Source organism: Pectobacterium colocasium, from assembly GCF_020181655.1.
GTDB lineage: Bacteria > Pseudomonadota > Gammaproteobacteria > Enterobacterales > Enterobacteriaceae > Pectobacterium > Pectobacterium colocasium.
Genome location: NZ_CP084032.1, coordinates 4,275,848 through 4,289,556, shown reverse-complemented (window position 1 = coordinate 4,289,556; position 13,709 = coordinate 4,275,848). Strand labels below are relative to the sequence as shown.

General features: G+C 50.7%; 9 protein-coding genes. 8 read left to right on the top strand and 1 reads right to left on the bottom strand.

Annotated elements, in window-relative coordinates; all coding sequences use genetic code 11:
* The first annotated feature begins 62 nt into the window (after positions 1-62).
* A complete protein-coding gene (locus LCF41_RS19350; RefSeq protein ID WP_225085950.1) occupies positions 63-1,172 on the top strand; it encodes an FRG domain-containing protein in 1,110 nt (369 codons plus the stop codon).
* Between the two features lie 625 nt (positions 1,173-1,797).
* On the opposite strand, the gene LCF41_RS19345 is transcribed toward LCF41_RS19350, so the two are convergent.
* Positions 1,798-2,046 carry a helix-turn-helix domain-containing protein gene (locus LCF41_RS19345; protein ID WP_025919280.1) on the bottom strand — a complete coding sequence of 83 codons (249 nt, stop codon included), beginning with the start codon at positions 2,044-2,046 and terminating at the stop codon, positions 1,798-1,800.
* Positions 2,047-2,835: 789 nt separating this feature from the next.
* On the opposite strand from LCF41_RS19345, the gene LCF41_RS19340 reads away from it, so the two are divergent.
* The 7 genes from LCF41_RS19340 to LCF41_RS19310 all read left to right on the top strand — a co-directional run bounded on the left by LCF41_RS19340 (position 2,836) and on the right by LCF41_RS19310 (position 13,679).
* Positions 2,836-3,354 (top strand): Hcp family type VI secretion system effector, encoded by a 519-nt coding sequence (locus tag LCF41_RS19340; RefSeq protein WP_014699222.1) that lies wholly within the window; start codon positions 2,836-2,838, stop codon positions 3,352-3,354.
* A 91-nt stretch (positions 3,355-3,445) separates the two neighbouring features.
* Positions 3,446-5,296, top strand: coding sequence for a type VI secretion system Vgr family protein (locus LCF41_RS19335; protein ID WP_225085949.1), 1,851 nt, complete (start codon positions 3,446-3,448; stop codon positions 5,294-5,296).
* Positions 5,297-5,324: 28 nt separating this feature from the next.
* Positions 5,325-5,771: a DUF1795 domain-containing protein gene (locus LCF41_RS19330; protein WP_225085948.1), complete on the top strand. Its 447-nt coding sequence runs from the start codon at positions 5,325-5,327 to the stop codon at positions 5,769-5,771.
* Positions 5,764-10,089 (top strand): RHS repeat-associated core domain-containing protein, encoded by a 4,326-nt coding sequence (locus LCF41_RS19325; RefSeq protein ID WP_225085947.1) that lies wholly within the window; start codon positions 5,764-5,766, stop codon positions 10,087-10,089. Before LCF41_RS19330 ends, LCF41_RS19325 begins: the two co-directional genes overlap by 8 nt.
* An 8-nt stretch (positions 10,090-10,097) precedes the next feature.
* Complete coding sequence (locus LCF41_RS19320; RefSeq protein ID WP_225085946.1) at positions 10,098-10,727, top strand: pentapeptide repeat-containing protein; 630 nt, start codon at positions 10,098-10,100, stop codon at positions 10,725-10,727.
* Between the two features lie 422 nt (positions 10,728-11,149).
* Positions 11,150-11,701 carry a DUF8453 domain-containing protein gene (locus tag LCF41_RS19315; RefSeq protein ID WP_225085945.1) on the top strand — a complete coding sequence of 184 codons (552 nt, stop codon included), beginning with the start codon at positions 11,150-11,152 and terminating at the stop codon, positions 11,699-11,701.
* 397 nt (positions 11,702-12,098) lie between these two features.
* Positions 12,099-13,679 carry a sigma-54 interaction domain-containing protein gene (locus tag LCF41_RS19310; RefSeq protein WP_284144965.1) on the top strand — a complete coding sequence of 527 codons (1,581 nt, stop codon included), beginning with the start codon at positions 12,099-12,101 and terminating at the stop codon, positions 13,677-13,679.
* Positions 13,680-13,709 lie beyond the last annotated feature (30 nt).

The window sequence follows — 13,709 nt, the reverse complement described above, 5'->3', positions numbered from 1 at the left end:
TGTTTTTGTTGAATGTTTTTTATTAAAATATTTAATTTAAAATTTTTGAGGTTTATTTAATAATGAAAAATGGAAATATAAAGACAGTTGGTGATTTTCTTAAAGTGGTTAGAAAGCTATATCCGATTGATGAAAATGCGTTTTTTCGAGGGCAATCTTCTAATTTTTATGATGTAAACTCTTCTTTTTGTCGTCTTGCTAATGATAATGGAATCGGTGGTGATGAAAAAGATAGTGAAAAAGCATACATATTAGCTAATATGCTATTTAAGGAGTTTAGGATTAATATGCCGATTTATTCGGATAATAACTTGCTTGTGGACTATACACTTAATGATTTAGATTTAATGATGGTTGCTCAACACTATGGTTTAGCAACTAGACTCATCGATTGGACTAAAAACCCCTTGGTTGCTCTCTATTTTGCAACTGAGAAAGTTAATCCAGGTAATGATTGTTCAGTATTTATGATGTATAATGTAAAAGGCTCTCATCAGGTAACAAAAGCAAGCAGCCAGGCATTTTTTCATAATGTAAATAATGAGCAGAAGAAATTGATGGAGATTTATCAGCTTATTGAGGATAACTCAATGGAAGATGTGAGTCCTGTTATCGTTGGGAAAGTTCATAAAATAATCAATAAGGATACCTCGGACGATTTTTTATATCCTCCCGTTCAATTGAATAAAGAATTTCTATCGATTCATTTATTCACGCTTTTGGGGCGATTGTCTCAGGAAAATAAAAAAACCAAATGCCATAGTCTTATTAATCTTTTGCAAAAGGATATTGTTAATTATTTGGCCTTATTAAGTTCGGTTAAGATACATAATGATGTGAAATATATTATAGAGCCATTACCAATAAATCACAGAATAAAAAATCAGCAAGGAGTGTTTGTTTTTTCTAATGATTTAACAAATAACATTATATCCTGCAATGAACTAAGTGGGGCTAATATAATAAATCACATTGACGATGAACCAAGTGATGAAATTAAAAAGTCAGGAATTTTCAGAATTGATATATTGAAGGAATATGTCGCGGAAATTCATGAGGAATTAAATATCTATGGTATATCAAAAGATTTTATATATCCTGAGTTGCCATCATATACTGAGGTAATGCAGAAAAGAGTTGTTTTCGAGGTAAATAAAGGGAAAGTTTGGTGACTTTTAGTGGCCATTCTATTTTTTTGCAGGACATGATTTCGCTGCATTATAAAAAGCTAAATGAATTGATGTGTTTAGCGATCTGTAAAAATTATAGGGTTATAAAAATCACGTATTGCATGATATAAAAAATTAGTGCGTCACGGTAGGAAAAGGTTGTGTAATCGGGGAAAGCTAATGCTTACGATATATCATATATACCAAAATAATTCGATTTGCAGTAACGCGGCGAAGCAGCGAATCCCCAGTGACTTACTGAAGTCAAGTGACTGGGGTGAGCGAGGAAAGCTAACGCACATCAACTTGAAGTATGGTGGATATATGGGGGGGGCTTTAACTAAGGAAGTGAATGCGTGGTTTTTTCTGTTAAAAATGATTTTCATAATAATTCAGAGATGTGATTCAGTTAAGCTGAGAGTATCTTATGTTACGTATAAAATCCTACTTTCAAGTATAGAGATAGTGTTATAAAAAGACTAATGGCGCAAAGCGTGCTGTCGATTTTTGATGTTTTTTGGAAGCTTATTTTTTTACTATTTTATGAGGTGAGGGCATCACCTCTATTTGCTTTTCATAATAATTGAATTCTACAGCGCTTATTTCCCTGGTGTGGAACGCAAGTCAATCAACTATTTCTGGTTTTCCTTTCCAGCTTATTGCCATCATCATCAAAATACCGACTAGGCCAGATTTCGGCGGGCTCCACGCCGAGTGCATTGGCTATCAGTTGTTCGCCTTTCGGCCAGGATCGTGTGAGTGCGTTGGCGAGAGTAGAGGAGCTTAGCCCTGCTTGTCGGGACAAAGCAGCCAGTGTGGTCTGCTTTTTGCGAAGGCCTGCGATGATATCGGCGTTGTGCCAGTCCTGCTTGTTCATTGTCATATGAATTAACCCTGAGTCTTACTGCTGGTGGCGATTCAGACAGGGTTTGCAGTACCGGGCAAGTTACCTAAACCGGCGAGGACAATGTCCTCCCCTGCCTGAACCGCCATAACAGGGGCGTACTCAGGCACATCAGCGTGCGAACGCTGATGGGTAACTCGCTATGGGGCTGCAAATCCCCGCCAATGGATTTTGCCAAAGGCATAATTAAGATAAGTGAAATTTGCAGCTTTCTCAAATTAAAAAGTTGTTGAATTGGCCGTTGGTGAGAGTGGCTTCAATTGAATCTGCCTGTCGTGAGAGTGCAGCCAAGCCGATGCGTTTCTTGTGAGGCGTGGAGACGATATCTATTTGATGTCAATCCTGCTGCTGCGCCATAACCATAAATAGATCAATGTTGTGGGTGGCGATTCAGACAGGATTTGCGCTGCCGGGTATTTTATCCAAAATTAATGTTTTAATTTTATTAATTGGATGATCAATAGCCATAATCTTCCAAAGAGACTGCAGTCTAAAAAACTAATCAAAACTATCAGAATAAACGCGAATCTCAGGCCATTTCTTGCGCAGCTCGCAGAACAATCCAACTGTCTGAGTCAGTTTTACAAAGAATCGTCATTGTTTCGTGGGGTGCTGAGCAACTTCTTGCTCAAATTTGGCTTAGAAGAAATTTGATTTAGGAAAATAAACAATAAAAACAGAAAGATAAAAATTGGCATGGTTATTGATATGAGTAACGGCGAAGCGTTACTTCTTATCAACAACAAGGAAAGGAGCAAGACTATGCCAACTCCATGCTATATCAGCATCGAAGGTAAAACGCAGGGCAATATCACCGCTGGTGCCTTCACCTCTGATTCTGTCGGCAACATCTATGTGGAAGGCCATGAAGATGAAATGCTGGTACAGGAATTCAAACACGTCGTCACCGTGCCGACCGATCCGCAGTCTGGCCAGCCGTCTGGTCAGCGTGTCCACAAGCCGTTCAAGTTCACCGTGGCGCTGAACAAAGCGGTGCCATTGATGTACAACGCCCTGGCCTCTGGTGAAATGCTGCCGACTGTCACCCTGAAGTGGTATCGCACGTCTGTGGAAGGCAAGCAGGAGCACTTCTTCTCTACCGTGCTGACTGACGCCACCATCGTGGATATCAACTGCCAGATGCCACACTGCCAGGACCCATCCAAGCTCGATTACACCCAGTTGATCGAAGTCTCTCTGGCCTACCGCAAGGTCGATTGGGAGCACACCGTTGCCGGAACCTCCGGCTCTGACGACTGGCGCACGCCTGTCGAAGCCTGATGCTGCTCAAACCCGGCCCTGTGCCGGGTTTCCTGCACTGAGTCATGGCCCATGCCATGCCTGAGTGTGGATGACAGCATCAGGAGGACGTGTGGCAAACAGTACAGGATTACAGTTCACGGTAAAGGTCGGTGCATTGCCCGAGAGCACCTTTGCGGTGGTGGATTTTCAGCTCAGCGAGGCACTGAACCAGCCGTTTGCGCTGTCGCTGAATCTGGCCAGCCCGCTGCCGGGTATCGACTTTGGTGCTGTGCTGGATCAGCCGTGTGAGCTGCTGGTGTGGTACGAAGGCGAACTCAAGCGCCGGGTCAGCGGCATTGTCAGTGCCTTCGCGCAGGGCGACACGGGCTTTCGCCGTACCCGTTATCAGGCAGAAGTGCGACCGGCACTGTGGCGGCTGGGGCTGCGCACCAATGCGAGGATCTTTCAGGCGCAAAAGCCGGAGGCCATTATCGGTACGTTGCTGGAAGAGTCCGGCATCACCGACTACGCCTTTGCGCTGCGCCACGATCACGCGCCACGTGAGTACTGTGTGCAGTACCGCGAAAGTGATTTGGCCTTTGTCGCCCGGTTGGCGGCTGAGGAAGGCCTGTACTTTTTCCATGAGTTTGAAGCAGGCAAACACCGGGTCGTCTTTGCCGATGATGCCGGGGCGCTTTGCAAAGGCCCGGAGCTGTTCTTCAACCTCGCCACGCAGGGGCTGAGTGAAGGCGAGTATGTCAGACGTTTCCGCTACGCCGAGGCAGTCAGCACAGCAGAAGTCGCGCTCAAGGATTACAGCTTCAAAACCCCGGCCTACGGCCTGCTGCACAGCAAGATGAGCAGCGAGCTGACGAACCAGCGTGAAAGCTATCAGCACTTCGACTATCCCGGTCGCTTCAAACAAGACCCCAGCGGCAAGGCCTTTACCGGTTATCGGCTGGATGCGTTAAGAGCGGGTGCGATGACTGGCTCCGGTGAATCGAATGCCGCGATGCTGATGCCGGGCAGTAGCTTTACCCTGACTGAACACCCCAATCCGACGCTCAACGCGGCCTGGCAACTGGTGGCGATTACCCACAGCGGTCAGCAACCGCAGGCACTAGAAGAAGAAAGCGGCGGAGATCCGACGACCTACAGCAACAGCTTCGAGGTGATCAGCGCTAAAAGCACCTGGCGCGCCGATCTGCCCTACAAACCGATGGTCGATGGCCCGCAGATTGCCACCGTGGTTGGCCCGGCAGGTGAGGAAATCTACTGCGACGAATACGGGCGCATCAAACTGCAATTCCCGTGGGATCGCTACGGGGCCAGTGATGACCAGAGTTCCTGCTGGGTGCGCGTCAGTCAGGGCTGGGCCGGTGGCCAGTACGGTCTGATTGCCATCCCGCGTATCGGCCATGAAGTCATCGTCAGCTTCCTTGAAGGCGATCCTGACCAGCCGATTGTGACTGGCCGTACCTTCCACGCGACCAACCCGTCACCGTACCCACTGCCGGCGAACAAGACACGCACCTCACTGCGTACTTCAACGCACAAGGGCGCGGGCTTCAATGAACTGCGCTTTGAAGACCAGGCCGGGCAGGAAGAAGTGTTTATCCATGCCCAGAAAGACATGAACACCGTGGTACTGAATAACCGCAGTACTACCGTGACCGCTGACCATGAGGAAAGCGTAGGCGGCAATCAGACGGTGTCGGTCATCAAAGACCAGTCCACAGAAATCCAGGGGCAGCAAACCATTGCCATCTCCGGTAGCCGCAGCACCGTTGTAGGCGATGCCACTGCAACGGAAGACGTCCATGACAGCCTGCAGGTGAAAAACAACATCCTTATCCAGTCGAAACAGGGCGGCATCCTGATTGCCAACGGCATCGGTTTTTTCAGTATCAGCGATAAAGGTGACATCACCATCAAGGGTAACACCGTCACCATCAACGGCAACCGTATCGACCTGAACTAAGTCACAAGAACAACAAGGACGCTGAAACATGTACCAGATGAACGAAGGCACGTTGAACATTCCCGCGCAATGGCGTGATGAGTCCCTGCACGTTTTTGTTCTGCCTGACGACACGACCAACCTGGTGGTCAACCGCACCCCGGTGGAGGGCGGTAAAACGGCCGATGCGGCGTATCAGGACACGCTGGCGCAGTTGTCGGCGCAACTTAAAGGTTATGAAGAGCGGCAGGCGTGGACGCTGACGCTGGATGGGCAAACCGCTCAAGGGGTTGAGTACACCTGGCAGTCGCCCGAAGGTCAGATGCATCAGGTGGTGGTGATGCAGATGCGTGGCAACCTGCTGCTGACCTTCACCATTACCGCCGCCGATGTGCTCAGTGATGAGAACAAAGCCAGCCTGCTGGCCGCGATTGAGACCTTCAAAGCTGTTGAATCGCCTGCCACACCGGAGGATAAGGCAGGCGGCCATGCGTGAGGAAATACTCTCCCGTATTGCACGTGTTGGTGCCATGCATGCGGGCAACCGCCCTAAGTTGCCACCGGGTTTACCTGAGCCGGGGCAGGGTAAGCCGCCCACCTCGCCAGGCAAGGCCATCAAGCATAGTAGCTTCTGGGGCGCACTGGCTGGGGCGGCTGTCGGGGCGTTGATTGCGGCTGCTGCGTTTACCGTGGCCGCCGCCGCCGTTGCGGGTGCGGTCGCGTTGACCGGCATCACGGGCGGGGCGGGTCTCGCCCTGGTGGTGGGGGTAGTCAAGCTGGCGGCAGGGGCGGCGCTGGTGTATGGACTGAGTGACCTGATAGGCGGTGTCAGCAAGCGGGTATCCTCGATGTTTGACAGCATGTCGCCCTCTTCAGGAGCGGTCGACGGTGGTTCGAAGAAAGTCTTTGTTGAGGGTAATCCGGTCTCTCGTGCGGAAATCGATGCGGTTCTGTGCGACAAACACAACGGCCCGCAACTGATTGCCCAGGGCAGTGCCACGGTATTCGTTGAGGGCTACCATGCGGCGCGTGTGGACGACAAAACCGTATGTGGAGCCACGATCAAGGAAGGGGCATCAACGGTGTTCTTTGGTTCAGGCCAAGAATCGCCACTCAAGGTCGAGGACGAATTCAGCGGCTGGCAGAAAGCACTGATACTCGCGGTGGAATTCCTGATGCCCCCCAGTCGCGGTTTGTTCCGGGGACTGGGCAAGTTGTTTACCAAAGGGCCGATGGCGGTGCTGCGGGGTATGAAAGCGGGCGCAGCACATGCCTTGGAAGGACTCCGTAGCGCTGTGGAGTGTGCCAAAAACGGCTTTAAAGAAAGTAAAGGACTGGCGCGTGTCACCGAATCCATTCGCGGCTTCCTGAAAGACCCCGTCTACATCGCCAGTGGTGAGGTCATTGAAAAACGCCTCGATCTGGAGCTGGGCCAGACCGTTCCACTGTTGTTCGAGCGCACCTACCGCTCTGGTAGCCCATACACCGGCTTGCTGGGTCATGGTTGGCACGATAGTTGGAGTGAAGTGGCCACCGTTGGTCGCACCGACCAGGGTGACATCCATGTGACGCTCACCCTGGCGCAGGGCTACGACATTGATTTCACCTTCGGCATCGGTACAACGGTGGTGTACTGCGCTGAATACCCCGAATTCAAACTGGTCAAGCGCCATAACGGCTTTCACCTGTGGCACCGCGATAGCCAGACCTGGCGTGCCTTTACTATCAAGCTGGGCGACCAATTGCTGCTGTCGTCCATTACCGACAATCACCGTAACCGAATCAACTTTCTTCGCGATCCTAAAGGCTACCTGCGCAAGATTAGACACAGCGACGGCATTGAGCTGCTGCTGGTATGGCAGGGGGAATTTCTGCGCCAGATACAGCGTATCGATACCGGGCAAAAAACGCTGCTGGCGGAATATCGGCAGGATGGACAAGGCAGACTGGTCGAGGCTGATGCCGTACATGCCTACCACCTGTTCTATGACTACGACAATCACAACCGCCTGACCCGCTGGCACGACAACGACAAGACCTGGGCGCGTTATGAATATGACCATCAGGGCCGCTGTATTTACACCACCTGTGCCGACGGCTACCTGACAGCCAATTTTGAGTACCTGGCCGACCGCGTGGTGATGACTGACGGGCTGGGGCAGCGCCATGAATACGGCTTCAATGACCTGTACCTGATGGCCTGGGAGAAATCCCCGCTTGGTCATGTCACCCATTATGAATACGACGACGTCGGCAACCTGCTGCGGGAAATCTCTCCGGCAGGGCGGGTCGTTGAATTTGCCTATCTGGACAACAGCGGTCTGGTCAATACCTTTACCGACGGCAGCGGCCACCAGTGGCACTACGACTATGATCATTACGAGCGGCTGACCGGCATCACCGACCCATTGGGCCGAAGTTGGGCATGGCAGTACGACAGCAAGGGCAATCCGCTGAGTCTGACCGGGCCGGACGCCAGCGAAGTCCGGTTTGCGTGGAACCGCTACGGCCTGCTGACCGAAGTGAGCGACGAACAGGGCCGAACGCAGGCCAGCCTGTTTTATGACCATCGGCAGCGCCTGATGAGTGCCACAGATGCGGAATCCCGCACCCAGCAACTGCGCTATGACCAGCAAGACCGACTCACAAGCTGGACACGGCCGGATGGGGCAATGTATCGCCTTGGCTACCGCCGCGCCAGTTGGAAACTGCCGGAGCAACTGATACGCCCGGACGACAAGCAAGAGCAACACCAGTACGACAAACATAACAACCTGCTGCACTACACCGACGGTAACGGCGCGGTATGGACACAAAGCTACGGCCCGTTCGACCTGCTGACCTCACGTACCGACGCCGAAGGCCGTACCTGGCAATACGACTATGACAAAGAAAGCCAGCAACTGATTGGCGTTATCGCACCCGATGGCAACCGCTGGCAGTGGTGGCTGGACGCCGATGCGCGTGTTATCCGCGAGCGGGACATGGCGGGGACGGAAACCCGCTACAGCTATGATGAAGACGGCCACTGCATCAGCATCCGCAATGGCGAAGGAGAAACTCGCCACTTTCTGTATGACGGGCGTGGACTGCTGATTCAGGAAACTGCGCCGGACGACACCTTGCATTACCGCTACGATGCGGCAGGCAGGCTGATTGAAGTGACATCCTCCACCAGTCATATCCAGTTTGAATATGATGAGCGTGACCGGGTGGTGCAGGAGCGGAACAGCGGAACGGAAATCCGACGCCAATACCGGGGAGAGTCGCACACCGTGTCCCGCAGCCTGCACTGGGAAGGCGAAGAAGACAGCGCAGCACTGACCAGCACTTTCCGTTACCGAGCGACGGGAGAGCTGCGCCAGGTACAGTTGCCGGATGGCGCGGAGTTGACGCTGGTTCACGATGGTGCGGGTCGAGAGTCTTCTCGACAGAGCCATGCAGGCTTTATGCAGCACCGTGAATACGATGCCATGGGCTGGCTGACGCGGGAAATGAGCGGCCAGGCGGTGGATGGTCGCCTGCAGCCAGTGCAGACCCGTGAATACCTCTACGACGGTGCAGGCAACCTGACCGGCACCCGGCGCAACCGCGAAGCGGCAGGCTATCAACTCGATGCCAGCGGACGGGTGCTGTCAGTACTGAGCGGCGGCGCGGGGCGTGGCGTCAACACCGAAGAGCAATACCGCTACACCCGTAGCGGATTACCACAGGACGCCACCCGCCTGACTGAATGGCAAGTCGGACGCCTGACCCAACAGGACAACACTCACTATCAGTACGACAAGGCCGGAAGGCTGATACGCAAACAGGTAGTGCAGCCGGGCTATCGGCCGCAGGTGTGGCATTACCGCTGGGACAGCCGCAACCAGCTCAGGGTTGTTGATACACCAACGGGTGAACGCTGGTTCTACCGCTACGACCCGTTCGGACGACGTATCGGCAAACGCTGCGACCAGACCCATGAAGACATCCGCTACTTGTGGGACGGCGACCAGGTAGCCGAGGTGCGTCATCACCGTGGCAATCAGCTAATCAGTCGCCGTCACTGGGTAAATAACGGCTGGGAACTGCTGGTGCAGCAGCGCCAAACTGTGGCGGGGAACTGGGAAACGGATTTTGTGACTAGCGGCCATAATGGTGAACCGCAGGCGGTCTTTAATCCGCAAGGCGAACTTCGCTGGCAGGCTCCGCGCACCAATTTATGGGGCCAGCGCTATACAGATAATACTGAAAGTCTTGATCCGGGGCTGGCATTTGCAGGGCAGTACCGTGACGCTGAAAGTAGCTTATGCTATAACAGGTTCCGCTATTACGATCCGAGTAGTGGTGGTTATATTTCGCCAGACCCGATCGGTATTTTAGGCGGTGAGAGTAACTACGGTTATGTACATAACCCGTTGGGTTGGGTTGATCCGTTCGGGTTGGCCGAATGCCCACTCAAAATTCAGAAAGAGATTTCGCAGATGACGACCAGAAAAGCTGCGGCTGTCGATAGATGGTTGACGTCAAGTAATAGTCGACTTGCTGAAGCTTATAGAGGGTACGCAAAAAGCAATCCGAATTTTGCAGCTATGCTTCGTGGTCGAATTATAGACAGGCGAATGCATGACTGGATGACTCTGAAATACAAAGATGTTCCAGGTGCTTCTTTTGATAAGACTATTCCTGGTTCTGGAAGAATGAGGCCTGATGCCTATTTCCCTGATTTGGATGGGTCATCTGCAATATTTGATATTGGCGGAATTTCAAAAATAAATGATATCAAGAAGTATGAAGGTTTGGCAGATATTATATCCCCAATAATACATTAGGCAGCGCAATGAAAAATAAAGATATTTTGAAAAAATGGAAAGATGAAGGCTACCTGGCTAGCGTATCAAATCATATTGACTCTATATGCAGTAATCGTGCTGATATAGAAGGCGCTGATTTGTCTGGTATAAAAATAGGGTCAGATGCTTTTATTGAATCATTGAAGTCGAAAAGCCTGTATCAAGCCAGAGTCGTAAACTCCGATTTTTCATATTCAAAAATATCTGGAAGCGTGAGTAATGCATTTTTCTGTGATGTCAATCTTTCTCATTCTGTCATGGATCGATGTGTTATGGTTGAATCTAATTTTGTGGGGTGTGATTTTACTCATGTGAAATTGGTTGCAAAATTGAATGATTCTGTTTTTGAGAGAGTTAATTTTTCATCCAGTAAGATTTCTGGTGGCACATTGGGGCTGGAATATGGAGGGAGGCGTGTGAAGTTTATTGATTGTGATTTTACTGGGGCTGTTTTTAATCGGGTTGAATTTAGGGCTTCTAGATTTGTTAATTGCATTTTTTCTGGGACTAAGTTTGTAAATTGTGATTTTCGAGGGGTAAAAACTGAGAGAGGCGTTATGCCTGCGGCATCACAATTTGAGAAAATGGATATTCCCGATTGGGCTGACAGGTTCTAGGCTTGTTAGTATCGCTATACCCACAGCGGCCTACCGCACGGTGTGATAGGGCTGACCGAATGACAGGCCGGACGCCTCACCCAGCAGGACAACACTCACTACCAATATGACGATGCCGGGTGGCTGATACGCAAGCAGATCCCACAGTTGGGCTATTGGCCGCAGGTGTGTGGGACAACCGCAACACGCTCCGGGTTGTGGATACCCCTGGGCGTGGGCACTGGTACTGCTGCTACGCCCCGTTTGGATGCTGTATAAGCAAACGCTGCGATTAGACCAGTGAAGACTCCGCTACCAGCGGGACGGTGGCCGCATAGACGAGGTGCCTCACCACCGCGACGGTAAACTTACCTCACTCTGTCACCGGGCTGATTTTCTATTATCTGATAAACCAACTGAAATTAATATGTGAGGAACCAGAAATGCCGATACCGATTTTGGATGGTTGGATCACTATCATATCTTTGTTTTTATCTTTATTGGCTGTTAGCATATCGCTTGTGTCATTTGTGTTCACTCGAAGAAGTTGGTTTCAGTCAAATCGACCCATCGTGTCGGCGGCAGTCGAGACTCATGCTGGTGGTAGTGAATTAATTGCCTACAATTTGGTGCTAAGTAACACAGGAAATCGACCTGCTACGAATGTTCGTATTCGTGTGAAAGAAAGTGATATTGATGCGTGTTTGTCCGAATGGGTTAAAGAGAATAAAACTACGAATTCTATATATTCTGACGTGATGAGGTGTTTCTCGGATGACGGCGAGATTCCATTGCTGTTGAACGGAAGAAGTATGGTTAATTCATTTGGTTATACTTGCGCTGATGAACAAAAATTTTGGCGCTATGGAGTCAGTCTGACTGTAGAAATCAAATATTGTGATTTGGATGGACGAAAGTATAAGTCAAACCAAACAATTAGAATTAAAGACTCGGAAGGTTTTGCTGGCGGAATTTGGCAGTCATCAGCTAATTAATATTAAAAACTTGATCAAGCTCACTCCATGCTTGCTGCTCTCCGCAGTGAGCATTATTTTTATGCCATCTGTAATCTGTCTGAAATACTGATTATGCTGTTTTAAATAAATTTATCCCACTGTTCCAGCTTGTCTCTGAGGTATGGATTGTCGATGGGTTTTATGTTCGTAAGGTCGTTAATTATTAAGTGTTAAAATAATAATGATGGTGTTGGTTGTTTTTCAATTTTTGGTGAGTAGATTTTGTTGATTGAAGGTGTTCCTGTGTTTCATGGGCGGCGATGCTTGGCGGTTTTCAAGTAAAATAAAATCAATTCGCTCGGGTGGATAAATTATTTTATAAACGTAAAGGAATAAAAAATACGGCAAGGAGATGGCGGTGTCTGAATGCAAAGAATTGCCGAAAGAGGAACAGCGGAGAAAAAACGGTAAAGAGTCGGGGCAGATATCCCGGCTTGATCTGGCATTGACGCTGACTGCCCAGAATACTGAGGCTGAGGTGTGTGACTGGCTTTTGTCTATGGTGGCATCTTACTGGCGACCCCAGGGAGCAATACTTGGGTTGGTTGATAGCAGCGGCAGGCAACTCTTGTGCCAAGGCCAGGCGACAGGCGAGTCCGTTGTGATGACGCTTGATGTGGATGATTTCAGTCACCCATTGGCCTATGCCCTGCATGAGAACAAGGCACATGTCTGGCCATCGTTGAATGGTGGTGCGGGTATTGAGCATCTGGCCTTTCAGCAGATGCTGTCGGAGCTGGGAGCAGCGTGTGGGCTGTATGCCATACCGGTGTTATCGGATAGCGGCACTGTGCTGGGAATACTGGCGCTGCTGGATACACCTGAGCGGTTACAGCAATGGCACGACGGTGGTGAGGGTAAAAAGCTGGTTCAGATATTCTGCAACCAGATGGTACTTTTGCGCCAGCGATCGGGAGGGCTGCATCAGCGGTCAATGCTCAGCGCTTCTGTCAAACGCGCTCGGAGTGAAGCGTTTCAGCAAGCTCTGATAAAACGCATACAGGATGTGTTGATCGGTCAGTCGTCATATATGAGGGCGCTGCAACAGAAGGTCGGACAAGCGGCTGGGCACTCTTTGTCAGTATTGATTCTGGGTGAAACGGGTACAGGCAAGGATGTGGTAGCCCGCCTGCTGCATCAATGTTCTGTCAGGGGCGATAGGCCCTTTGTGGCAATTAACTGTGCCGCGATCCCTGAGAATCTGATCGAAAGCGAGTTGTTCGGCTACCAGAAAGGGGCGTTTTCAGATGCCCTGAGCGACAAGGTTGGTCTGGTGGCGCAGGCCCATGGTGGCACGCTATTTCTGGATGAGGTCGGGGATATGCCGCTTGCCATGCAGGCCAAGTTACTGCGGGTGTTGGAGACCCGGTGTTTTCGTCCTCTTGGCGCGGTGCAGGAAGTGCATTCGGATTTCCGACTGATTGCCGCCACACATCATTTGTTGAAAAAGCGCATAGCAGATGGTGCATTCCGCCAGGATCTGTACCACCGACTGTGCCAGTGCGTATTGCATGTAGCGCCACTGCGCGAACGTGCAGAGGATATCCCGCTGTTGTGCCGCTACTTTATCGCGCAGTGCTGTGAACGGGAGCAGAAAGCAGCGGTGACGCTGGAGCCGTCATTCTTGCGTCAGTTAATGCAGTACGCCTTTCCTGGCAACGTGCGGGAATTGCGCAACCTGCTGGAGATTGCTTGCGCTCACACCTTCTCCGGCCAGCAGGTCACCATGCAGGCATTGCCACCCGAGGCGCAGAAACGGCTGGCAAGTGAACGGATGCAGGGAGAGGATTTTCAGCACATAGCTGATTTGCGCCTCGCCGTACGTGTACGGGAGGCTGCCATCCTGCAAGCGAGGCTACGGCAGTTCGGTGGCGACCGTCAGGCGGCCGCAGACAGTCTGAATATACCCAAGCGTACGTTCAATCGTAAATGTCTCAGGCAAGGGATCAGGTATTGACGGTATTGTGTCAAAGCGTTTTGAGAACGG